This is a genomic window from Parabacteroides sp. 20_3 (genome assembly GCF_964238835.1).
GTDB classification, from domain to species: Bacteria; Bacteroidota; Bacteroidia; order Bacteroidales; family Tannerellaceae; genus Parabacteroides; species Parabacteroides distasonis.
Map to the genome: position 1 here is coordinate 1 of NZ_CAXSNO010000006.1, position 24,240 is coordinate 24,240.

15 protein-coding genes, 1 tRNA gene and 1 other RNA gene are annotated in these 24,240 nt (G+C 47.7%); 4 read left to right on the top strand and 13 right to left on the bottom strand.

The window, feature by feature from the left end:
- Positions 1-804: 804 nt before the first annotated feature.
- The 4 genes from ACESPU_RS12965 to ACESPU_RS12980 form a co-directional block, all read right to left on the bottom strand.
- The gene (locus tag ACESPU_RS12965) at positions 805-2,382 is read right to left on the bottom strand and encodes a sulfatase (protein WP_195284122.1); all 1,578 of its coding nucleotides are present in this window, start codon (positions 2,380-2,382) and stop codon (positions 805-807) included.
- A gap of 117 nt (positions 2,383-2,499) precedes the next feature.
- Positions 2,500-3,972, bottom strand: a complete 1,473-nt coding sequence (locus ACESPU_RS12970) for a glycoside hydrolase family 125 protein (protein WP_005866100.1) — start codon at positions 3,970-3,972, stop codon at positions 2,500-2,502.
- Between the two features lie 108 nt (positions 3,973-4,080).
- Complete coding sequence (locus ACESPU_RS12975) at positions 4,081-4,941, bottom strand: RNA polymerase sigma factor RpoD/SigA (RefSeq protein ID WP_005641668.1); 861 nt, start codon at positions 4,939-4,941, stop codon at positions 4,081-4,083.
- A 139-nt stretch (positions 4,942-5,080) separates the two neighbouring features.
- Positions 5,081-6,604: a Do family serine endopeptidase gene (locus tag ACESPU_RS12980; RefSeq protein WP_005866098.1), complete on the bottom strand. Its 1,524-nt coding sequence runs from the start codon at positions 6,602-6,604 to the stop codon at positions 5,081-5,083.
- 406 nt (positions 6,605-7,010) lie between these two features.
- On the opposite strand from ACESPU_RS12980, the gene rnpB reads away from it, so the two are divergent.
- From rnpB to ACESPU_RS12995, 3 genes are all read left to right on the top strand, one after another.
- Positions 7,011-7,365, top strand: an RNA gene (rnpB, locus tag ACESPU_RS12985) — RNase P RNA component class A.
- 28 nt (positions 7,366-7,393) lie between these two features.
- Entirely contained in the window at positions 7,394-8,764 is a 1,371-nt protein-coding gene (locus ACESPU_RS12990) for a YihY/virulence factor BrkB family protein (protein WP_036612322.1), read from the top strand.
- Positions 8,765-8,789: 25 nt separating this feature from the next.
- Entirely contained in the window at positions 8,790-10,145 is a 1,356-nt protein-coding gene (locus ACESPU_RS12995) for an MATE family efflux transporter (protein ID WP_122378843.1), read from the top strand.
- A 99-nt stretch (positions 10,146-10,244) separates the two neighbouring features.
- Here the strand turns inward: ACESPU_RS12995 and ACESPU_RS13000 are convergent.
- The 4 genes from ACESPU_RS13000 to ACESPU_RS13015 form a co-directional block, all read right to left on the bottom strand.
- A tRNA-Met gene (locus ACESPU_RS13000) sits at positions 10,245-10,316 on the bottom strand.
- Positions 10,317-10,462: 146 nt separating this feature from the next.
- The gene (locus ACESPU_RS13005) at positions 10,463-10,780 is read right to left on the bottom strand and encodes a chaperone modulator CbpM (protein WP_158532933.1); all 318 of its coding nucleotides are present in this window, start codon (positions 10,778-10,780) and stop codon (positions 10,463-10,465) included.
- Positions 10,781-10,793: 13 nt separating this feature from the next.
- Complete coding sequence (locus tag ACESPU_RS13010; protein WP_008773998.1) at positions 10,794-11,708, bottom strand: DnaJ C-terminal domain-containing protein; 915 nt, start codon at positions 11,706-11,708, stop codon at positions 10,794-10,796.
- Positions 11,709-11,910: 202 nt separating this feature from the next.
- Positions 11,911-12,513: a riboflavin synthase gene (locus tag ACESPU_RS13015; protein ID WP_057329461.1), complete on the bottom strand. Its 603-nt coding sequence runs from the start codon at positions 12,511-12,513 to the stop codon at positions 11,911-11,913.
- Positions 12,514-12,889: 376 nt separating this feature from the next.
- Here ACESPU_RS13015 and ACESPU_RS13020 point away from each other — a divergent pair, with 376 nt between their 5' ends.
- Positions 12,890-13,891, top strand: a complete 1,002-nt coding sequence (locus tag ACESPU_RS13020; protein ID WP_369799703.1) for a linear amide C-N hydrolase — start codon at positions 12,890-12,892, stop codon at positions 13,889-13,891.
- Between the two features lie 10 nt (positions 13,892-13,901).
- On the opposite strand, the gene ACESPU_RS13025 is transcribed toward ACESPU_RS13020, so the two are convergent.
- The 5 genes from ACESPU_RS13025 to ACESPU_RS13045 all read right to left on the bottom strand — a co-directional run bounded on the left by ACESPU_RS13025 (position 13,902) and on the right by ACESPU_RS13045 (position 23,667).
- Positions 13,902-16,094, bottom strand: a complete 2,193-nt coding sequence (locus ACESPU_RS13025) for an ABC transporter permease (protein ID WP_373133412.1) — start codon at positions 16,092-16,094, stop codon at positions 13,902-13,904.
- A 186-nt stretch (positions 16,095-16,280) separates the two neighbouring features.
- On the bottom strand, positions 16,281-18,608 hold the full coding sequence (locus ACESPU_RS13030; RefSeq protein ID WP_227713732.1) for an ABC transporter permease: 2,328 nt from the start codon (positions 18,606-18,608) through the stop codon (positions 16,281-16,283).
- A gap of 38 nt (positions 18,609-18,646) precedes the next feature.
- Positions 18,647-21,022: an ABC transporter permease gene (locus ACESPU_RS13035; protein WP_122382626.1), complete on the bottom strand. Its 2,376-nt coding sequence runs from the start codon at positions 21,020-21,022 to the stop codon at positions 18,647-18,649.
- Between the two features lie 12 nt (positions 21,023-21,034).
- Complete coding sequence (locus tag ACESPU_RS13040; protein ID WP_005861993.1) at positions 21,035-22,285, bottom strand: efflux RND transporter periplasmic adaptor subunit; 1,251 nt, start codon at positions 22,283-22,285, stop codon at positions 21,035-21,037.
- A gap of 47 nt (positions 22,286-22,332) precedes the next feature.
- A complete protein-coding gene (locus tag ACESPU_RS13045) occupies positions 22,333-23,667 on the bottom strand; it encodes a TolC family protein (protein ID WP_122268127.1) in 1,335 nt (444 codons plus the stop codon).
- Between the last annotated feature and the right edge of the window lie 573 nt (positions 23,668-24,240).

Consider the following 24,240-nt stretch of genomic DNA (forward strand, 5'->3'; position numbering starts at 1 on the left):
CCTAATACTTGTACTACTTGTTGAATTATGTAAATCTCTCAAAGAACTCTTTTGTCGCTTTCGTTTTGCGAACGTGGCTGCAAAGATAAGGACTTTTATTTTAAACTTCCAAATTATTTCGGAACTTTTTTTCTAAAAGTTTGTTTCATCATTTTGTACCGGCGTTCTCTCTCGAATGCGGGTGCAAAAGTAACGCTATAAAACATAACCTCCAAACATTTTCGGCATTATTTTTCAAGTTTTTTCTCATGGCTCAACAATCCTTACTTTTAATGTACGCACACGATAAAGGCACATATATTTATCTGTACTGATGTTGACAATATCTGGATGGGCATGGAAATAGGTTTCAAGTTTCAAGGTTTCACGAACCCCTTTTCCTCACACACGCACAAGTACATATAATACAGTTCCTCATGATCGCTCCGTCCGCCTCGGGTAAAAACATCATGTCGTGGCTACGCAAGTTCTTCGAGGCTATCCATCCCGCATAACAAACATAAAGGGATTTATTTGAAACCTATATAATGTACGCATCGTGTGTGTGAAGAAAAAGGTTTCATGAAACCTTGAAACTTGAAACCTGCCTATAGTCATTTTTTAATTCGATACACGCATAAGCAAAGAAGAGCCATACGATAGACTTAATTCCTTCGAGCCAATGACTTAAATCAAAGAGCGCAAAGAGCTAAGTCATCAAGCGCAAAGACTCAACTTCTCATCCCCCAAGTTCCAAGTCCTTTATGCACCTTAATCCACAACTAATTAAAAAATCTGATAACAGAACACGAATGTCCGCTCTCATCAGTCCGACACATTGAAGCGTATTCCCACAGGGTCATCATATTGTTTTTGCAGCTTATAAAGCTCGTCTCGCATGCGTTTCATCACTGCCTCGTAACTGGGCTTACCGTAAAGGTTATTCATCTCGTGGGGATCTTCTTGGAGGTCGTAAAGCTCCCATACGTCGATGTCGTTGTAGAAATGGATCAATTTATAACGATCGTCACGTACGCCGTAATGACGCTTCACGGAATGCTCGGCGGGATACTCGTAGTAATGATAGTAAAGGGAGTTACGCCAGTTCTCCGGCCGCTCGCCTTTCAGCAAGGGAAGCAAGGACTCGCCTTGGATGTCGGCTGGGATGGGGGCTCCGGCCAGTTCCAAAAAAGTGGGGGCGTAATCAATATTCTGCACGAGCTGCGGGATATCACCCTTCTTGCCACCCGGCAGACGCATCAGCAACGGGGTGCGGAAGGATTCCTCATACATGAAGCGCTTGTCGAACCAGCCATGCTCGCCCATGTAGAAGCCTTGGTCGGAGGTGTAGACGATCAACGTGTTATCCAGCAAATCGTTCTTCTCCAGATAATCGAGCACGATACCGATGTTCCGATCCACGGAATGGATCACCCGAAGGTAATCGTGCATATAACGCTGGTATTTCCACTCAGCCAGCTCCTTACCCGTGCGTTTCTTCGCCTTGAAGTCTTGGATGATCGGATCGTAATAGGCGTCCCAAGCGGCTTTCTGGTCCGGATTCATGCGGTTATAAAGCTCACGGCCGTACTTCTCCAGATCGGCGTTGGAGGAATGGATCTCGTTCTCCTTATCGGCCATTTTCAAGTCGTATACGATATCCATATCCTTGATGATGCTCATCTCCTGCTCCGAGGCGGCGATGCGGCCGGCGTAATCGTCGTAGAAGTTCTCGGGCAGCGGGAAGGTCACATCGTCGTAAAGACGCAGGTCGCAGGTATCGGGCATCCAAGTACGGTGCGGGGCCTTATGGTGCAGCAGGAGGCAGAAAGGCTTGCTCTTGTCTCGTTTATTGTCCAGCCAATCAAGAGCCAGATCGGTCGTGATGTTCGTGGCGTACCCTTCGATCTGACGCTTCTCGCCGTTATCGATGAAGATGGGGTTATAGTAATCGCCTTGGCCTACGAGGATGTTCCAGTAATCGAAACCGGTGGGATCGGAGGTGAGGTGCCATTTACCGATCATGGCGGTTTGGTAGCCAGCTTTACGCAATAGCTTCGGGAAGGTCTGCTGCGAGCCGTCGAAGGTATGGGCGTTATCGATGAAGCCGTTCTTGTGGCTGTGCTTGCCGGTCAGCATGCAGGCACGGATGGGGCCACTGATGGAGTTGGCTACGAAGCTATTGGTGAAACGTACGCCCTCGTTTGCGATGCGGTCGATGTTGGGGGTTTGGATGTATCGCTTGTCGTAGGCGCTGATGGTTTGGAAGGAGTGATCGTCCGTCATGATGTAAAGGATATTCATGGGCTTGGCGGGCTGCCCGGACGTATTCTCTTTTTGGCTACAGGAGGTGGAGGCTATCGCCGCCAGACCTGTCAGAATGAATAGTTGATTTGTTTTCATGTATTCCGCTTAGATTTATGTTGTTTTGATTGATTTTGCCTAAATACACTCAGCTACAGACTTGTAGAGACGGGGCATGTCCCGTCTCTACAATTGGTGATATTAACCTTGGTGATATTAGCCGAGGAGGTCTTTCAGCTTGCCTTCGGATTGCAGCTTCACGATCAACTCGCCAAACAGAGTATTCGTCCAAGCGAACCACGAGCGGGTGTAATCGGAAGGATTGTCCTTATGGAAAGACTCGTGCATGAAGCCCGTGCCTCCGTCCGTATCACGAAGCGTCTCTATGCAATACCGGATCTCCTTCTCGTCGTTGGAAGTCGTAGCACGCATGATCAAGCTCATCGGCCAGATATAGTTGAAACCGATATGCGGACCGCCGATGCCCTCGCCGGCCTTTCCCTTGAAGAAGTAAGGGTTGGAAGGGCTCAGCACCAAGCGACGGGTATTCTGGTAAACCGGGTCGTTCACGTCCACGCAACCCAAGAACGGCAAAGCCAGCAAGCTCGGTACGTTAGCGTCGTCCATGAAAACACGGCTGCCGTAGCCATCCACCTCGAAGGCGTATACCTTACCGAATTCCGGATGCTCTACGATGGCGTATTTCTTCACGGCCTCCTCTACCTCGTTGGCCAACGCCTCGCAACGGCCGGCCAAATCCGTGTTGTTTCTTACGGCACGAAGAATCTCCGCGACATGGCGAAGCGAGGTGATAGCGAACAAGTTCGATGGTACCAAGAAGCCGAACAGCGTAGCGTCGTCGGAAGGACGGAAAGAAGAGACGATTAGGCCCACCGGGTTCACCGGGCTACCCCAACCATCGTTCAAGAGGGTATCGCCTTGGCGGTCCGTCACACGGGAAAAACGGTACGGCCCGAGGCTATCCTTGCGCTGTTGCTCACGGAAGGTACGGTAAACGGCCTCCATTGCCTTCTCCCATTTGTTGTCGAATACGGAGGTATCGCCAATCTCTTTCCAATAATGATACGCCAAGCGGATCGGGTAGCAAAGCGAGTCGATCTCCCATTTACGCTCGTGAAGCTCTTTCTTCATCTCCGTGCGGTCGCTCTCCCACTCGCTCCCGGTAGGGCCTTCGTTGAAGCCGTTAGCGTAGGGATCGATCAAGATGCAGGCGGTCTGGCGATTGATAGCTCCGACCAGCATTTGCCGCAAGTCCTTATCCTTCTTCGCCAAGGTGACGAAGGGGTAAACCTGCGCCGAGGAGTCACGCAACCACATGGCGTGAATATCTCCGGTGATCACGAACGTATCCGGCTTGCCGTCTACCATCTTGAACTCACAGGTCGTGTCCAAGGTATTCGGGTAGCAGTTCTCGAACATCCAAGCCAGCTTCGGGTCCTTGATACGGGCCTTGGAAGCCTTCAGTTGCTCCTCTACCGCCTTGGAGGTAAACTTACGGGCCTCGGGAGCCGGGCGCTTGCTGGCGTAATCGCCGGTCACCTTAGAGGCGATCGTGCTAAAACTCTTTTTATTGTCGGGCGTACTCACGGCGGAGTATACCTTCTCGCCAACCAACAGGCCGGCCAAGGAAATAGATCCTGTTTTCAGGAAATTACGTCTTGTAGTCATTTATATAGTTTTTATGGTATTATATTCCAGTGGCAAAGTTAAGAAAAAAAATAAAGGCTCCCAATCCTTTTCGGACCGGAGCCTTCGCCAACTCAATAATTCCTTAAATTAGCCTAAATACGATTTTAGAAGCTTGCTACGAGTTCCTTGTCTTAATCTTCTGATTGCTTTTTCCTTGATCTGGCGGACACGCTCTCTAGTGAGGCCAAATTTGTCGCCAATCTCTTCCAATGTCATTTCCTGACAGCCAATACCGAAAAACATCTTGATTATCTCACATTCTCTTTCGGTCAGTGTAGCAAGCGCTCTATCAATTTCCTTAGCCAATGACTCGTTCATTAACGACCGGTCCGCGATAGGAGCGTCATCGTTCACAAGCACATCCAAAAGGCTGTTGTCTTCGCCTTCCACGAACGGGGCATCCACGGAAATATGACGTCCGGACACCTTCAAGGTATCGGAAATCTTATCCACCGGGATATCCAACTCATCAGCAAGTTCCTCTGGAGACGGTCTGCGCTCGTTTTCCTGCTCGAACTTGGAGAAGGCCTTGCTGATCTTGTTCAGCGAGCCTACTTGGTTCAACGGAAGACGCACGATTCTTGACTGCTCTGCCAAAGCTTGCAGAATAGATTGGCGAATCCACCATACAGCATAGGAAATAAACTTGAAACCTCTCGTCTCATCGAATTTCTCGGCAGCCTTGATCAAGCCTAAGTTACCCTCATTAATAAGGTCGGGCAAACTCAAACCTTGGTTCTGATATTGCTTAGCCACAGAAACGACGAAACGGAGATTCGCACGGGTCAATTTCTCTAACGCCCTACGGTCTCCTCTTTTGATAGCCTGTGCCAATTCCACTTCCTCTTCTACCGTGATAAGATCTTCTCGACCAATCTCTTGAAGATATTTATCCAGCGAAGCGCTTTCGCGGTTGGTAATGGACTTTGTGATCTTTAATTGTCTCATTCAATTTGTTTAATTGAGAATACGGGGTGCAAAGATAACCATTTTTGTTGAAAGAATTGGCTGGATGCACCCCACATCCAGCCAATTAAAAACCTTTAACAATCTTTTCACACCTATAAGACTACAGTCCTTGTTTATCTTATTCGGCAAGATCTATCGCATAGTACTTCGTACGTCCGTTCGGGTAGAAGCCTTTAATGAAGAGGCCTTGATCTTCCGTACGTCCTTGAAGTATGCTTTCCACAATCTTTTCCAAGTCTTCCGGAGCAGAGATCTTCTGGTTGTTTACAATCATGATAATGAAGCCTTTCTTTATACCGGCGTCTTTCAGTTTGCCGCTGGTCAGACCGGTGACCTCGATACCATAACTTACACCTAACTTACGTTTCTGCTCGTCGTTCAAAGCCTTGAACGCTGCGCCCATAACCTCTGCGCTGTCACCACCCTTCACGACCTTGGTGCTACCTTGCGCATTACGGAGTTCTACCGTGAATTTCTTCGTGCTACCGTTGCGGTTGATCGTCAACTCTACCTTGTCGCCCGGACGGTATTTGCTGATCTGCTCTTGCAAAGCGCTAGACGATTTGATCTTCACGCCGTTCACAGCTACAATCACGTCACCCTTCTCGATTCCGGCTTCCTTAGCGGAGCTGCGCTCGGCGAAACCACCTACGTAAGCGCCCTCGAATACTTTCACTTTCTCTTTCTCAGCGTCCGGCACGTATTGCGGGTCTTGTATCAATACGCCTAATACAGCACGCTGCACGGTTCCGAATTGCTTCAAGTCGTTAGCCACCTTACCGGCGATGCTGATAGGCACGGCGAAAGAGTATCCGGCGAAGTTACCGGTCTCGGAGTAGATAGCGGTATTGATACCGACTAACTCGCCTTTCGTGTTCACTAGCGCCCCACCACTGTTACCCGGGTTCACGGCGGCGTCTGTCTGTATAAACGACTCGATCTTGCTACGATCCTTGCCACCGGCGCCGATGTTACCACGGCTCTTAGCACTCACGATACCTGCCGTAACGGTAGAGGTCAAGTTAAACGGGTTACCTACCGCCAACACCCACTCACCTACTTTCAACTTCTCAGAATCACCAAAGGGGATCGTAGGTAAGTCGGTTGCCTCGATCTTGATCAAGGCGATATCTGTTGTCGGATCAGCCCCTATAATCTTTGCCGGGAATTTCCGGTTATCGTTCAAGGTAACCTCCAGCTCATCGGCTCCGTCGATCACGTGGTTGTTCGTGATGATATAACCATCCGTAGAGATAATGACACCCGAGCCGGCGCCCACACGAGGTTGCTGTTGCGGACGTTGGAACCCTCCACGGCCACCGAAGCCGAAGAAATACTCGAACGGGTCCATATACTGCTGACCGCCGTCCCCGTTAGAGGCTTGCGCGTTAGCCGTGGCCTTGATATGGACAACCCCGTGGATGGCGCTCTCGGCGGCCGTAGTGAAATCGATATTCTCGGCGGCCACGGTTCCATAATTCGTCAATCGGTACGGTTGCTTGAAGGTATTCTCAACCCCGGAGGCCAACTCCACCGGACGTTGATTCTTATTCATCAGGTAAGTACTCGTTCCGATCGCGGCACCAGAACTAATGGCTGCTATCAGAGCAACACCAAGCACATTCTTCCAGATATTTTTCATACTTTTCTTATTTAATTAAACACTTAAATTTAACAGTTTCTTTACGGCAAAGAAAACTCAAAAATTGTGCGGATATTCCATTTCCATCGTATTTTTTATCACTTTTAACGAGGCATCACAAGGGCTTAACCGCACTTAACAGTACTGTGTATTGCAAAGTACCTTTTTAACAATTAAACAGCAGACGAATTGACAGTTGACATGCGATAACTGACAGTCGGCAATCGATAAATGACAGTCGGTTACTGGCAATCTAGAATCCCTGTTCGTATAAAAAACACCTAGGAGACAGAATATGTTTACGGCTGAAAAAGAAAATGTTATCCTATCTCTCCTATGCGTCTCCAAAATAATTGTCAACCGCCGACCGCCAACTGTCAACTAAAATACCTATCTTTGTCCTATCGCAGTCTGCCGGTCTGTCGCTCACCTTCGGGTGTGAGGAAAGTCCGGGCAACACAGAGCACCATACTTCTTAACGGGAAGCTGTCCGTGAGGGTAGAGTAACGTAACAGAGAATAACCGCCGGACTCGTCCGGTAAGGGTGAAAAGGTGAGGTAAGAGCTCACCGGGTCCCGTAGCGATACGGGATGCCGTACGTCTTATGGGTTGTAAGGTCATGTATACCGGCGCATGTAGGATGGCTCGTCCGATGCCGGGGGGTAGACCGCTAAAGCTTACCGGCGACGGTAAGACAAGATAAATGGCAGGCGCCTCTTTCCAAAGAGGTACAGGACCCGGCTTATAGGCAGACTGCTTTTTTATTTGCCAATTAAATCATGTGCCGATATGCCCAAAAACAAGCCACGGGAAGAAAAGAAACCTATTGGAGAACGGATCAGCGCATTATTAGCACGAACCATCCGTTTCGTTACCTACGACATTTGGCGGATTACCGAGAATGAAGTTAGTGGGCTGAAGGAGATTTATATCAATATCATCAAGACGGTCATACTCGCCGTGCGGGGTTTCCAGAGCGAGAACCTGCAAACCAAGGCGTCGGCGCTTACCTACAGTACCTTGTTATCTATCGTACCTTTGCTGGCCGTATTATTAGGTATAGCTAAGGGCTTCGGTTTCCAAGGGACGGTACGGCAGGAGTTGTTCGATTATTTCCCCGGGCACGAGATGGAGCTGAACAAGGCGTTCGAGTTCGTGGAGAGCTATCTGGCGCAGGCGCAGGGGGGAGTGATCATCGGGGTCGGTTTGATTTTGTTGTTTTATACGGTGATCAACTTGATCTCGTCCGTAGAGGATACGTTCAACGATATCTGGCAGATCCAGAAATCCCGGCCGTGGTACCGGAAGATATCCGATTATCTGGCCTTATTCCTCGTGCTGCCGGTGCTGATGACGGCATCCAGCGGTTTGTCCATCTTCATGTCTACCTTGCAGAACTCGTTCTTGGGGCAATACTTATTTTTTACGCCGCTCATGGAGTTGTTCTTGCATATAGCGCCCTATATTATCACGACATTGGCTTTCACGGGGCTGTACGTCTCCCTGCCGAATACGAAAGTGAGGTTCGTGAACGGGTTGGTGGCAGGCTTTATCGCTGGTTGCGCCTTCCAGTTGTTCCAATTTATTTATATCAGCGGGCAGATTTGGGTGAGCAAGTACAACGCTATTTACGGTAGTTTCGCCGCACTGCCTTTGTTGTTGCTCTGGTTGCAGCTTTCTTGGTTGATTTGCTTGTTTGGCGCAGAGCTGTCGTACGCCTCCCAGAACGTGAAGAAATTCAGCTTTGAGAGGGACAGCAAAAGTATCAGCCGCCGGTACAAGGATTTCCTGACCCTACTGATCGCCTCGCTGATCATCAAACGATTCGTGAAAGGCGAGAAACCCTATACGGCCGACGAGCTATCCGACGCTTACCGCATCCCTATCCGCATAACGACACAGATCTTATACCTGCTCACGGAGTTGAACATCATCATCGAGGTGAATTACGGGAATGACGACCGTGTGGCATACTACCAGCCGGCGATCGATGTCAATAAGATCACGGTCAGCTACCTGCTGACCCGCATGGACGAGTATGGCTCCGAGAACTTCAAGATTGACACGAGCAAGCTTTTCAGCAAGGAATGGAAAGCCCTGCTGAAGACACGTGAGGATATGATAAAGGCAAACGACAATATCCTGCTGAAAGACCTATAGGGAATTGAAAATTGAGAATTGAGAATTGAAAATTAATACAGGAAATAGGGATTTGACGAGTGGGGCGGTATGGAAGGTGATCCTGCGTTTCGCTTTCCCTTTGCTGATCGGCAATCTGCTGCAACAACTTTATAACGTGACCGACAGCGTCATTGTCGGGCAGTTTCTAGGGAAAGAGTCGTTGGCGGCGGTATCGGCTTCCTTCTTCATCTATTACTTTATTATCTCGCTGGTGATCGGTATCGGGAGCGGTACGTCGGTGGTGATCTCGCAGTTTTTCGGGGCGAAGAAGTTCGATAAGGTGCAAAAAGCCTTCTCATCTTTCTTTATCTTCATGTTGGTCGCAGGGGTATTGCTGTCCATAGCGGGGATTATTTTTGCCGAGCCGATGTTCAGGCTGACGAACACGCCGGAGGACGTGATCCCGCAGGCGGTCGCTTATTTCAGGATTTATGTAGGGGGTACGTTCTTGTTCGTCACTTTCAATAGCATTATCTCCATATTGCGGGGTGTCGGGGAGTCCGTGCGCCCCATGCTGTTTATCCTGCTTACCACGATCTTGAATATCGCCTTGGATTTACTCTTCATTGTCGTTTTCAAATGGGGGATCGAAGGGGCGGCACGGGCTACGGTGATCGCCCAAGGGATCGGCATGTGCGTGGCCCTAGGCTACGTGAACAACACCCATCCCCTGCTCTCTATCAAGAAACAGGATTTATTGTTCGATATGGGACTGTTCAAGGAAGGGCTCCGCATCGGGCTTCCCTCCAGCGTACAGCAATGTGCCATCTCGCTCGGATTGATTGCCTTGCTGGGGATCGTGAACAGTTTCGGCACGGATACGCTCACCGCTTACGGGGCAGCGGGAAAGATCGACACGATCATCATCCAAGCGGTATTGACCCTCTCTGGGGCGCTAGCTGCTTTCTGCGGGCAAAACATCGGAGCTGGGCACTTGGACCGGGTACGTGACGGGGTACGATTCGCCATGCTTGTCAACCTATTGCTGGGTCTAGCAACCTTCACGGCCATCTATTTTTTCGGGGACAAGATGATGCTGGCTTTCACCAAGGACCCGGAAGTGATCCGGATTGGCAAGGAATATTTATTGATCATGGGAGGATTCTTTATCGTACACGGCGGCTTGAACGTCTTCAACGGGGCATTACGGGGAGCTGGCGATACCCTGTTCCCGATGGCAGTAAGCATCACTTGTCTTTGGCTGATACGCATTCCCCTCGCCTATTGGTTTAGCTCTATCTGGGGACGGAGCGGTATCTGGTGGGCCATTGGCGCCAGCCTTTGCATCGGGCTTACAATCACCTATATCTATTATAAATTGGGATTCTGGAAGAACAAAGGGCCTTTACGGAAGAAATAAGCATAGCTTATTATTCGTTTCCATCGGGGTCGCATCGCCCGATCGCTTGATTGAATATAGAAAAAGCCCTCAAGTCAATGACTCGAGGGCTTTCTTTTGTTGCGGAGGCAAGACTCGAACTTACGACCTTTGGGTTATGAGCCCAACGAGCTACCACTGCTCCACTCCGCGATATAATCGCTATCATTTCCTGATTGCGAGTGCAAAGGTATATATTACATTCCAAACTTCCAAACATTTTCAAGAAATATTTTCAATTTGTTTGCATACGCCCTTCGTTATCGGGCAGTGAAGCCTTGTTTAGCAGCAATTTGACACTAGAAATTCTCGATCATATCAAAACCGAATGGTTCATATAAATGCAGACGGTTTCTCAACGATTGTATCTCCGCCTGCAAATTCCGCATCCGGTTCAGCATATGATGAATGGCCTCGATTCCCTCGATGTTAATAGACAAGTCGTAATACATACGTGTGTATTGTTCCAGATCACGGAGCTGGGAAGAAAAGAGATACCTCTCTCCATCCGTGATATTAATGTCTATCAAACCTCCCTCTTCCAGCAAAATGATGAACGAAGGGTCTATATGGCATTTCTGGCAGTATTCACTGACAATAACTAAATCTGTTTGCATAATACACCTGTTTTTAATTTAGACTTTGTATTTCCCGGAACAATTCCTTCTGTTTCTCTGTCAAGTTGGTCGGCACCTCGATCGAGTACGTGACGATCAAGTCACCAAACTGCCCCTCCTTCTTGTAAACAGGGAATCCCTTACCTTTCAACCGGACTTTCGTATTGTTTTGCGTACCCGGTTTTACTTTCAGTTTCACCTTGCTATCCAAGGTATCGATAATCTGCTCGCCACCCAAGACCGCCGTATAGAGGTTCAAGGGGACAGTCAGGTACAGATCGTCTCCCACCCGTTTGAAACGGCTGTCGTCCGGGATAATGAACGTGATGTACAAATCACCGGCAGGGCCTCCATTCATGCCCGGCCCGCCTTGGCCTTTCAGCTTAATGGTTTGCCCGTTGGCTACGCCGGCGGGAACCGTGATACGCAGGTTCTTGCCGTTCACGGTGATCACCTGCTTATGTGTCTTGGCCGCATCCATCAAGGATAAGTGCAATTCGGCCGTGTAATCCTGTCCACGGAACCCATGATTAGAACGGCCACCGCCACCCCGGCGGGAACCAAACATAGACTCAAAGAAATCCGAGAACTCTCCATCATCGCCGGAGGAAGACCAATACGTACCTCCACCGTTCGAGAAGCCGCCGCCAAAGCCGCCACCTTGCTGGCCGTACTGCTTCCGTTGAGCCTCGAACTCATCCGCATGTTTCCAATTCTCCCCGTACTGGTCGTATTTCTTACGCTTTTCCGGATCGCTAAGCACCTCGTTCGCCTCATTGATCTCCTGAAACTTACGATGGGCGTCGGGATCGTTCGGATTCAAGTCAGGGTGATATTGCCGAGCCAACTTCTTATAGGCTTTCTTGATATCATCCTGAGAAGCGTCCTTGTTCACCCCCAAAATCTTGTAATAATCGATATAGGCCATAATCTGATATGTTTAGTCTATTTTTCTCATAATAATTATATAACAATAAACATACCAAGGATAGTTTTGGTTAGTGAAAATTTACTTAAAACGTTTTTAATCGTACACGCACGGAATTAAGATTGTCTGTAGATAGAAAAGGCTCTAGCCGGGATCATCAGATACCGCTAAAGCCTTTTATGGATAGGAAATTCTTCGAACCTTATTTAAACTGCATCATCTTGCTGATATACTTCCCGACAATATCGAACTCTAGGTTCACTACCGTACCTTTCTCGATCTGGCAAAAGTTCGTGTTATCGTGCGTATAAGGGATGATAGCGACTTGGAAACTGTTTTGCTGGGAGTTGCATACCGTCAGGCTGACGCCGTTCACGCAAACGGAGCCTTTCTCCACGGTCATATACCCCCGCCGGGCCATCTCCTTATCAAAAGCGTACTCGAACGTATAGTACCAGCTGCCGTCCGCCTCCTTCACCTCCGCACAAACGGCGGTCTGGTCCACGTGCCCCTGTACGATATGCCCGTCCAGACGGCCGTTCATCAACATGCTACGCTCCAAGTTCACCTTATCGCCCACTTTCAGGTTCCCGAGGTTCGAACGTTCCAAGGTCTCCTTGATAGCGGTAACCGTATACGTATCTTCCGTCATGCTTACCACCGTAAGGCAAACGCCGTTGTGAGCCACGCTCTGATCTATTTTCAGCTCATTCACGAATGAGCACTTCATCGTCAGATGAAGGTTTCCTTTATCGGATTGGAGGGCTACTACCTGAGCCGCTTCTTCTACAATACCTGAGAACATAATCAAATTGTTTTTAGTTTGTACTCCCAAAACTGTTATTTATTCATGGGCAAAGATAACGCCTTTAAGGTAATAAGCCCGATAAAAAGGATGTTATTAAATGTTTTTATCACAGTAGAAACCGCACTTATTTATCGTCCAAGGAGATCAAATCGTATCGTTGGCTTCCCATACCCAACGCTTCCGCATCCTCGACGATATGAAAGCCTAAAAACGAAATTGGGGCTACTCACACGGCTCCGTATCTCGTATATCATTCTAAACCATCCCTAAACATTCCTTAAAGCCACTTGTTTCATAAATAGATTATCCTAATAATATAGATCTTATGAAATCAAAGAATTTAACACTGGCCTCTCTTTTCGCCGGCTTGCTCATGTTCATGAACCCTACGGGAAGCGAGGCGTGTACAAGGGCCGTTTACCTCGGGCCGGACAATATGGTCGTAACCGGACGTACCATGGATTGGAAAGAGGACCCGCAATCCAACCTTTACCTCTTCCCCCGGGGCGTGCAAAGAAGGGGGGCGATATCCGATAATACCATCCAATGGACCTCGAAATACGGAAGCGTGGTGACCGCCGGGTATGATATCGGTACGTGCGACGGCATGAACGAGAAGGGACTTGTAGCCAACCTATTGTTCCTCACCGAGTCATCTTATTTCCGACCGGACGATAACCGCCCGGTTATGGGGCTTAGCATCTGGACGCAGTATGTACTCGATAATTTCGCCACGGTAGATGAGGCGGTTGCCGAGTTAAGCAAGGAGGTCTTCCGCATCGACGATCCGGATCTCCCGAACGGGGCGAAATCGACCTTGCATCTCTCGATCTCGGACGCTTCAGGAAATAGCGCTATCTTCGAATACCTGAACGGGAACTTGGTTATCCACGAGGGACGGGAATGCCAAGTCATGACGAATTCCCCTACATACGATAAGCAACTAACCTTAAACGATTACTGGCAACAGATAGGCGGCTTGGTCATGTTGCCGGGTACGAACCGAGCTTCCGATCGTTTCGTGCGTGCCTCTTTCTATATCCACGCCATCCCGCAGACAAGTAATTTCCGGGAAGCGGTAGCCGGGGTATTCAGCGTAATGCGTAACGTATCGGTACCTCTGGGAATCACGACCCCGGATCAACCGAATATCTCCTCTACCCGCTGGCGTACGGTAGCCGACCAGAAGAATAAGGTATATTACTTCGAGTCTACTTTAAGCCCGGATATCTTTTGGGTAGATTTCAAGAGCTTGGACTTCAAGGCAGGTACACCTATCAAGAAACTAACGCTCACAGACGGCGAGATTTACGCCGGAAACACCGCCAAAGATTTCAAGGACAGCAAACCGTTACCGTTCTTGTTCGGGATCTGAAGGGCCGATATCAACATCCCTGCCGGATGCTGTCCACGGGATTCGTGCTGGCAGCCCGGTAGTTCTGGATCGTAACCGTGAGCAACGTGATGATCGTAATGGCAAGGAAAGCCAAGAGGAAAATCCACCAATGGAGCGGAGCCTTCAAGGCGAAATTCTCTTGCCAGCGCTCAATGCCGTACCAAGCGATCGGCGAGGCGATCACGAAACAGATCATGACGATCCATAGATACGATAGGTTATGCTTCCTCAACAAGTCCATCACGGTAGCGCCAAATACCTTCCGGATACCGATCTCTTTCCGTTTATATTCGCTCTCAAACAAGACAACACCAAATACGCCTACCAAAGACACAAATACGGCAATCAAGCTGAAGAACAAGATTTGTTTGCCAAGTAGCAGCTCTTTCTGGTACAAGTTCTCTTGGATATTGTTGAACAAATGGATATCGAGAGGATAATCAGGATCTAGTTCCCGCAAGGAGCTCTCTATGTCTAGCGAGAGTTGACGGTAGTCCGTCCCCGGGCGAACAAGGATCATCAGGTTCGTCAAGGTCCCAGCCATAATATCTTTTCCGACAAAGATGGCGAACGGCTCCAGCTTATCCCGGAACGAGTTATATTTCAGGTCAGGCACGAAACCGGCGATCTTCTCCCTACGATGTAAATCTCCCCAGTCCAACCGGATTGGATCTCCCGCTTTCAGCCCATAGGTCCGTTTCGCTTCCTCATTGAACAAATAAGTGCCATCGCTCAACTGGTCTTCCGGCAGGAATCCCCGCCCCTCCAGAATAGGAAGGGCCAATACCCGCTCAATCTCCGAGTCTGCCTGCACCACCTTGAATTGGATATCCTCATCCACGTAGGTACGTCCCCAGCCGGAGTAATTATCCTCAGCGCCAAGCACTCTTGAGGTAAACGACAAGGCCTCGACAGAGGAGAGTTGCCCCAACCGCTGACGCACGCTCTCCGGTTGCCTGCTCAGATTACGGTTTAGCTTTACGGTGACAATCCGCTCGCTATCGAATCCAAGCGGCGTATGAAGCATATTGTAATTCTGCCACGTGATAAACAAAGCCGCTATAACCAAAATAAAAGAGGCCACGAACTGAAATCCTACTAACACATTGCGGAACGAGCGCCCCTTGGGAGATAAGCCGAAATTTCCTTTCAGCACCAGTGCCGGAGAGAAAGAGGTGATATACCAAGCCGGCCAGCAACCAGCGATAAGTCCGATCAGCAACACAAAGCCTCCACAGGCGATCAACAAGGGCATCTGCCCCTCCAAGGAAATGCCTCCACTGACCAAATCCACAAACCCGGTCTTCGACAACAGGCGAACCAGCAGCAAAGCGATCAGGTAAGACAACAGGCACATCCCCACCGCCTCCGAAGCCACGGCCATCCGGAGCGCCGATACCGGACTCCCCAATACCTTCCTCGTGTTGATGCCCCGCAGACGGACCGGCACCAAAGCATTGCTGAAGTTCATGAAATTAATGACCGCTATCAATACGATCAAGATAGCGATAGCAGATAGCGCTTGAAGCTGGGCATAGCTCCCCTTTTGCTTCTGTGAATCGTAGCTCGTGTCAGTCTTAAAATAGATATCCGGCAGAGAAGTCAAGCGCAATTGTCTCGTTTTCCAATTCCATTCGTCGTGGCGGAAATTTTTCTCGAAACCAGCCAAGACATCCGGAGCGGAGGCCGGATTATCCAGACGGAGATAACACTCAAAATTATTTTGCATCCAAGCGCCTGCGCCTTCCTTGTCCGATATGCGCCGATAGACCGCATTACTGACGATCGAGTTGGAGGGAAAGTCCCGGTAGACACCTCCCACCTCGGACGTCCACCCCTCTCCGATCAAGACTTGCCCGACTGCCGGATGATTGCCGAAGAAACGATGAGCCATACTTGCCGGTATCAATACCCGACCCTTCTCCTCCAACGCCGCCGCTTCACCTTCCACCATATCAAAGTTGAAAACACGGGCATAGGAGGGATAGCAGGCATAGAGCTCCTCATGGAAAGTCATCCGCTCACCATCCCGATCCACCGTGATATACTTCTTATCGCCCCACCGATTGATTAGCGCCCCCTCCTCAATATGTGGAGAGGAGGCCAAGAACCGATCGATAAGCGGGCGGTTCAATACGACTTGCGCCCCTTTATTATTGTGAACGATCTCCAAGCGATACAACCGGTCGGCATGCTTATGGAAACGATCGTATCCCCACTCGTAACGAACTTACATGAACAAGATCAAGAAAGCTGTAAAAGCCACAGATAATCCTGCTACATTCAAGAAACTAGCCATTTTAAAACGACTGATCACAAAAACGAAATTTCGTACGATTGAGTTCATGATATTTCCTTTTAAAAGTTACTAAAGCCTATGCCTAAAGCTATCCACCGGATTCGATGTGGCAGCCCGGTAGCTCTGGAAAAAGACAGAGACAAACGAGATCACGAGGCAGAATAAGCCGGCAGCGATAAATATCAGCGGGCTTAAACCGATACGATACGAATAGTCGGACAGCCAATCTTTCATAAAGTACATAATAATAGGTATGGCGATCACGAAAGCGATCAGCACATAGTTCAAGAACGTGAATACGAGCTTAACCAATATCTGCCGGTTGCTGGAACCAAATACCTTTCGTACGGATACTTCTTGCAAACGCTGTTGGATAAAATAAGTGGACATCGCCAATAAGCCTAGCAAAGAAATAAGGATGGCGATTATCGAGAATACGATTACGATCTTTGCCAAACGGATTTGCGAGTCGAATGAGTTTTGTAAACTCTCATCCATGAAGAAAGCCTCAAACTCAAGTCCGGTCACTTTCTCATATACTTTACCGATGGCCTCCTTTGCGGCAAAAGGATCACCTTGTGTCTCGATCAAGATCATCCAAGGAGTTTCATTATCTTTCAAAAAACGAAACATAACGGGCCTCATTTCTGTCGTCACATTCCCAAAGCAATAGAAATCCCGAACGATACCCGCTATCGCTATCGGCTTCTCCTGCCTATCCAACATAAAAGAGGCCGCATCCTCCAGCAGGTTCATCTCACGTATCGCTTGCTCGTTTAGGAACCAGCCCTCTGTCGTTAAATGGTTATCACGCAAAATCTCCAATCCTAGCATCTCATAGCATTCCTTATCCATAATAAATTGCTGGAAAGATATATTTTGTCCTTGATAGGTAGCAGTCCAATTATTACTACCGAAAAAAGGCAGTCCTCGTGTCTTCCCTACCCTATCTACGCACGACAAGCCTTTCAGCTCACCGACAAAAGCAGACAACTGCCTTCCGTCTACCGAGTTCATGGCCAACAAATTCTTCGTATTATATCCCACAGGAGCGTTGATCATATGAACAATCTGGCTAACCATCACGATAGAGGCTGCGATCATCGTGATCGTGATCACATTCTGGAATACGATAAAGAACTTACTGAATACCATTTTCGTCTTAGCCCGGAACGTACCCCTTACCACCTCGATCGGTTTAGAAGAAGAAATAATGATAGCAGGCAGTAAGCCGGATAAAACTCCCACGGCAACCGTTAATGAAACCAGAGCCAATAGCCAGACAGGTCTACCCAATACATTCATATCGACACGTGTCTGCAATAAATCATTGACAAACGGCACGACCGCCAGCGCAAGGAGAACCCCGATAATCAAAGAAATAAACGTAAGTAAAGTGGACTCCAGCATCAAACGCATGAATAACTCACCCCGTGAAGATCCCAAAAGGCGCCGGGTAGCCATCTCCTTCGCCCTGAAACCCGCTTGGGCGACCGTCAAGTTAATATAATTAATGACCGCGAAAATCAAGATAAGGAAACCTACAGACATCAGCACGATCACAAAACGCCAATCTCCCTTTCGCAAAGAAGAGTAAGAAGCGGCTTTCGCAAAATACTGCTCACTAAGCGGCAATATGCGTACCTCTTTTGCCGTCCCATATTGATACGGCCAATAAAACTCCTTGAACCAATGGGCCATATCCTCCGCACGAGAAGGGAAATCACTACCCTCACGCACCAAGACAAAAGCCGATGTACTTCCGGCATTCCCCAATTGATCCGGAGCCAACGACCAGTTCAAATACCGAACCTGCTCCCAACGCACGATCACATCGGCTTCGGGAATAGAGGAATGAAGTAAATCCTCCACCACCCCGTTTATAGTAGCCGATATGGTATCGCCCACCACCAACTGCCGTCCCATCGGATCATCCGTTCCGAACATCTTACGGGCGAACGAAGAGGAGACCACCGCATAGTTCCCGGCGGCCAACGCTTGCTCACGAGTGCCTTGTAGCAACCGGAAATCAAAGAAATCGAAGAACGTAGAGTCTGCGAACATCACGTTTGCCTTCAGTTTCCGATCACCGGAAACTACAACTATATCACTCGAATTACCCGCCACTACCGGACAAACTTTTTCTACCTCCGGATAGCGTTCCTTTATCTTATAAGGAATGGCGGCTCCGGTGGCCATCCAATTTTCATTCCCGACCAGATAGATACGATCCGCCTTGGTATGGAATTTATCAGTCGACATCTCCTGTACCGTATAGACCGCTATCAATAACACAAACATCAACGATACAGACAGACCAAACACGTCTATCAGCGTATAAGCCTTATTCCTTCCAAGGAACTTTAAAAAGGACTTAAAGTTCAATAAATTATTCATAAATTATGAATTATCAATTTTCTATTATCTATTTTCAATCACTCAGATTTTAAGCAATTCACCGGATTATCATTAGCCGTCTTGCGGGCATCCAGACAAACCACGGAATATATAATCAATAATACACATACGCCGCAACCCAAGAATATGTACCATGACAAAGGAACCTTCTCCGTGAATTGCTCTTGCCACTTTTGCAAGACAAAGTATGCTATACCACCGCCTAATATGACCGCATAGATACAGATATATCCGATATCCTTTATGAACAACCTCAATATATCCCATAAGGTAGCCCCATTCACCCGGCGAACCGCTATCTCCTTACGACGACGGCTCACCTCATCATTCGTATAGCCAATAAGTCCTATCAACGTAACAAGAAGCGTGACCAAACCTCCGATCATCACGGAATCACGGAATTGACGGGAGTCCTTATATAGATCCATGATCTCGGAACGGAAAGAGATAGCGTTCAGTTCACGATCCGGAAATGTCTCGGATATCTTCTGCTGTAAACGAGCCATACTATCGTTGTTCAGCTCATGGAACTTCACCTGCAAGGTATACATGGGCTTATGCGTATAGAATAATACGGAAGGCCGCATATCTTGGTTCGAGATTCCTCCCAGACGGATATTCTCATAAACACCGCAAATCGTGAATGGCTCCTCATTCCATTTGCTATGCTCGGTGACGCAGATATCCTTCCCGATCACATCATCCGTCCAACCCGCTACCAATTTCATTTTCTCCACGAAACGGCGGTCTACCATCACCTCTCTTGAATTGGTCACATTTTCCGTGAACGAGCGGCCTTGGATCACGGGAATCTCCATCATGTCCAAATATCCGTTACCTACCCAATAGAGATCGGCGATATTAAAAAGCTCTTGAGTCTCACCCGGTAAAAGAATATTATTACCGGAAGCATGCTCGAAAGGCAATTGATAGACGGTGGTAGCCGCAACGACCCCCGGAAGCCGCATCACCTCATCCAGAATCTTGGCACGAGAGGTAGAGTCCACGCCAGCTAACCCGCAGTAGGCAAGGTTCTCATAGGCATATCCCGGACGATCGTTCACCATAAACGTATATTGACGGGCAACGAAAACAAGCATCGTCACCAAAAAGCCCGTGGCTACAAACTGGACAAGCAACAAGGCTTTCTTCCAGATACGCTTATTTTCCCGGTAATTACGGAAAGCGGAGGCCACCGGAATCCGAGCGTATAATGATCCCGGCATAAAACCAGATACGAAAAACACCAAAATACATATCCCTAGCAAGACCAAGCTACCATTAGACAAGAGCAAGGAATCTAACGAAGTCGCCAACAACTCCTCTACCGTACCTCTAAACGCAAGGATCAACAATAAGGCCAAGATCAGTGAAAGCACTATATGTACCAACGCCTCACCAAACATCATACCATGAATATTATTCTCGCTTGCCCCATAACATTTATGGACAGCCACCTCCTTCGAGCGATTAACGATAGAGGATATCACAATCAAGATATAGTTCATCACCGCCGTGAAGATCAAAGCGAAGGCCAGTAAGGAAAGTATCCATGTCATTCGCTTGACTTGCGGCAACTCCTTGTGTAAGCCATCCAGCTCATGAAACGAGAAACCAATGTTAAACCCTGTCTTTTGCTGTTCCTCCGGAGGGAAATAAGAATTCACGAACGTATGCACCTGTTCCTCCAAAGCTAAAGGATTCACCCCCTTGTGCAATTTCACGTAGCTTATGTAACGATCATTTCCCAACATATTAGTAGGCGAACCCTCCCACATGAACCGACCCGCCGAAGCCATAGAAACAATCACATCGTAACGGGAATGAGAATTTTCCGGAACTTCCTCAAAAACGCCACCAATAGTCATAGTACGTCCCGGCGAACTGTCTACCGTGAAGTTTTTCCCGATAACATCGCCCCCGATATTTTTCGCTATACGACTTGATACCAACACGTACATCGGGGTGGAAAGAACCTCTTTCGCATTTCCGATCAGCATAGGACGAGGAAGAATATCAAAGAAACAACTATCCGCTATGATACAACGACCGGAGTATTTCATCTTGGTGTCGGTCATCGTAAAGGTCCAGTCTCCAAAACTCGTGTATCGGGTGACGGTCTCAATCTCGGGTATCTGTTGTTGCATAGTTGGAGCGATGCCACCGCTTGTTTGCGGATAATCCTTCAACTCCCCTCCATTTTGCTGGTATTTCGCCCATACTTGATAGACCCGGTCTCTATCCGGATAAAAATCATCATACGATTGTTCGAAATAGACTTTAGCGATCAATACCAAACCTACCGCTAAACCGATTCCCAACGATACGATTTTCATCACGTTATGCCGCCCTTTCTTAAAAATGGAACGAATGGCGATTAGTATGTTTTTCATATTATATCGATTTTATTCCAGCACCAGCACTTCATTATCCTTATAACTCTCATAACTGGACACAATCACCTTCTCACCGGCTTCCAGACCTTCAAGAACCTCATAATATTGCGGGTTCTGACGACCGATCTTGATAGAACGCCTGTAAGCTTTCTTTCCATCCGGATCAAGAACAAATATCCAACTTCCACCCGTACTCTGGAAGAAAGTTCCCTTCGGGATAATGATACTCTCGGTAGGTTGTCCCAGCTCCAAGTTGATATAGTAGGTCTGTCCGCTACGGATATTATCCGGACGCTCACCTGTGAAAACGAAATCCGTACGGAACTTACCATCACGAACCTCGGGATAAACTTTGCGCACCGTTAAGTCGAAAGACGAGCCTTGACGCTCGAAAGCGGCGCTTAAGCCCGGTTTCACACGGTCTATGTAATGCTCGTCGATCATGGCCTCGATCTTATAATCGGAAAGGTCGTTAATCTGGCCGATCTTTTGTCCCGGATTGATACTTTGCCCCAATACGACATCCAACAGTCCCAACTCACCGTCGATCTGGGAACGGACATTCAAGTTTTCCTTACGCTCACGGATCAACAGGATATTCTTCCGCATGTTCGCCAAGCTGGCCTCCATCTCATCCATCTGGATCGTGCGGGAGATAGAGTCTTGGCGCAAGCGCTCGGTAATCAAGGCGTGCTTTTGAGAGGCTAACTCGAAGTCCTCCTTCGCTTTCAGATAATCCTCCTTGGCGATCAAGTTCTCTTTATACAACTGCTCTTGTTGGTTGAACGAGCGGCGGGCCCGGTTCATGTCCATATCGTATTGAAGTTTCTCCATCTGATTGGTCAGCTTATCCTGCTCCATGGTAACCTGCGTATTACGAAGGAAGTTCTGCTTCTCCGCCAACTCGGCCTCAGCGTTCAATATCTGCAAATCCAGATTTGAGTTGCTCAGACGAACAATGATATCGCCTTTCTTCACTTGGGCGCCCTCTTCCACGACTTTCTCCTGTACGATACCGCCCTCCTCGGGGCTAAGCTGCACGACCGTGATAGGTTGCACCTGACCATCCATACGAAAGAAGTCATTAAATTGCTCACGAGTCACATTACCGATGCTAATCCCTCTCGCGTCCACTTTCAACGTAGAAGCATGATCACCAAAGATAATCCATCCCAACAAGATAACGAACAACACGCCACCCGCTACATAAGGAATATGCTTCTTCTGAAGACCTTTCTTTTTCTCTAATTGTATATCCATCGTATTCTATATTTTTTATTATCATCTAAATTCTATGTTCTCAATTCTTATTCATTGATAAGAGGCTTGCCCTTATAATAATCTACCAACTTGCTTTTCAATAAGTACATCAATCGCTTTTGAAGCAGATTGGCCTTGGACTCCAACAGCGTATTCGCGCTTGTCTGTACATCCAGCGTGCTCATCAGGCCTTCCTCGTACTTCCGTAGGGTAACACGATAAGCCAACTCATCCGATCTCACCTTCTTATCCATCTGTATGGCCTCTTTAGCGTATCCCTCACGATCCAAGACGGATTGCTCTATCGCTGTCTGCAACTGGCGAAAGACCTCTGTTCTTGTCTCCCGTGCGATCCGCATATTGTTACGGTAACGACGAGCGTTCGTTAATCTGCTCAAACCATCGAATAAGGGGAAACTAAGGCTAAAAGAGACATATTCACCACGGTTATTCTTAAACTGATCCTTGAAAACTTCCGGGGCATTATCAGACTTCAGGTTCTCGAAATAACTCGTAGAGATTCCGGCATTCAAATAAATGCTCGGTAGCAACTTTCCTTTATAAATACGATATTGGTATTTACTTTGCGTTAATTGATACTCGGCTTGCAAGGCGGTAGGGTTATTCCCGGACGCATAAGCGAAAATCTCCGCCACGTTCTCTACTTCCGGGACATAATTGATATCCGGTAATAAAGTATCCACCTCCAGTTCTAAATCAGATGGATAATTCATACATTCCCTCAAGGTAAGCAAGGCCGTATTGAAAAGATTCTGCTGGTGGGTCAATGTATAATCATCGGCCGCTACTTGAGCCTCGAATTGAGCTACATCCGCTTTCCCTTTCAAACCCAGCTCTTCTTGCCGGCGAGTCTTATATAAGGTACGGTTACTCTCCTCCAATTTCTCGGCCGCCATACGAATCGTTCCTTTATAATATACCACATCCATATAAGCCTGCATAGCTTTCATCGCTAAATCATCTTTCGCTTTCTGGATGTCATTAACTCCCATACGGCGATTGGATTTTGCCATCAACCATTGATTGATCAGCTGTCCGCCCGTAAAAATAGGAATAGAAGCGTCGAGGCCATAGTTATTATTAAACGTAGAAGTATTCTCATAGGTATTGGTCGCAGGGTCAATCGAACGGCCAAAACTATATTGCGCTCCGACCTTAGCCGATGCCGCCGGGAAAAAAGAAGCTACGGCGGCATTCCGTTCCGCCTTATACGTATCTGATGTATAAACTTGCTTTTTAACCGATGGGCTGTTTTCCACGGCATAGCGCATACATTCATCCAAAGTCCAAAGTTTCTCTTGGGCCACCGTCGCGGTAGCGAAACTGAGAGAAAGAACTGTTGTAAGTAATATTTGTTTCATTGCTCTATTATTTTCTACTTAAAATAATAGCAAAGAACGTGCCAAAACACATAAACAGCTAAACAACAACCAGATAACAAAAAGCCATTCTTTTAGAACTGTCCAATATTTTGACAACGCTGTCTAATTGTTTGACACTATTCCCACTTTGACACGTAAGAGCGTCTCCTCTTCTCCATAAGCAAAAAACGCTCCGCTCCTATATGAATTCTTGCTCGATAGCCTATGAATTTTTATGCGCATACTGTATAATTCTACAAACCACGACGTGGTCTGTACAGATCAAGACGTGGAATATACAAATCACGACGTGGTCTATATATTCCACGGCGATAATCTGGAAATAGATGAGATAGTAATTATATTTGTATATAGTAAGAAGAATGTTTTTTACTTGAAGATACGAACAATTGTTTTGATTACAATCGTTGACTATCCTTTAGATTTAAGGGCAGGACACAAAAAAAGGGAAACAGTTGAATACCAACCATTTCCCTTTTTCTAAGTCGGGGTACCAAGACCCTTTTGTGTAAATACTTAGCATCTATTTATCTGTTTATCAAAATATTACAA

What these genes read in the sequence shown, in the direction of transcription:
- ACESPU_RS12965 (WP_195284122.1), bottom strand. Translation starts at nt 2,382, where the DNA reads ATGAAAACAAATCAACTATTCATTCTGACAGGTCTGGCGGCGATAGCC.
- ACESPU_RS12970 (WP_005866100.1), bottom strand. Translation starts at nt 3,972, where the DNA reads ATGACTACAAGACGTAATTTCCTGAAAACAGGATCTATTTCCTTGGCC.
- ACESPU_RS12975 (WP_005641668.1), bottom strand. Translation starts at nt 4,941, where the DNA reads ATGAGACAATTAAAGATCACAAAGTCCATTACCAACCGCGAAAGCGCT.
- ACESPU_RS12980 (WP_005866098.1), bottom strand. Translation starts at nt 6,604, where the DNA reads ATGAAAAATATCTGGAAGAATGTGCTTGGTGTTGCTCTGATAGCAGCC.
- ACESPU_RS12990 (WP_036612322.1), top strand. Translation starts at nt 7,394, where the DNA reads ATGCCCAAAAACAAGCCACGGGAAGAAAAGAAACCTATTGGAGAACGG.
- ACESPU_RS13005 (WP_158532933.1), bottom strand. Translation starts at nt 10,780, where the DNA reads ATGCAAACAGATTTAGTTATTGTCAGTGAATACTGCCAGAAATGCCAT.
- ACESPU_RS13010 (WP_008773998.1), bottom strand. Translation starts at nt 11,708, where the DNA reads ATGGCCTATATCGATTATTACAAGATTTTGGGGGTGAACAAGGACGCT.
- ACESPU_RS13015 (WP_057329461.1), bottom strand. Translation starts at nt 12,513, where the DNA reads ATGTTCTCAGGTATTGTAGAAGAAGCGGCTCAGGTAGTAGCCCTCCAA.
- ACESPU_RS13020 (WP_369799703.1), top strand. Translation starts at nt 12,890, where the DNA reads ATGTTCATGAACCCTACGGGAAGCGAGGCGTGTACAAGGGCCGTTTAC.
- ACESPU_RS13030 (WP_227713732.1), bottom strand. Translation starts at nt 18,608, where the DNA reads ATGAATAATTTATTGAACTTTAAGTCCTTTTTAAAGTTCCTTGGAAGG.
- ACESPU_RS13035 (WP_122382626.1), bottom strand. Translation starts at nt 21,022, where the DNA reads ATGAAAAACATACTAATCGCCATTCGTTCCATTTTTAAGAAAGGGCGG.
- ACESPU_RS13040 (WP_005861993.1), bottom strand. Translation starts at nt 22,285, where the DNA reads ATGGATATACAATTAGAGAAAAAGAAAGGTCTTCAGAAGAAGCATATT.
- ACESPU_RS13045 (WP_122268127.1), bottom strand. Translation starts at nt 23,667, where the DNA reads ATGAAACAAATATTACTTACAACAGTTCTTTCTCTCAGTTTCGCTACC.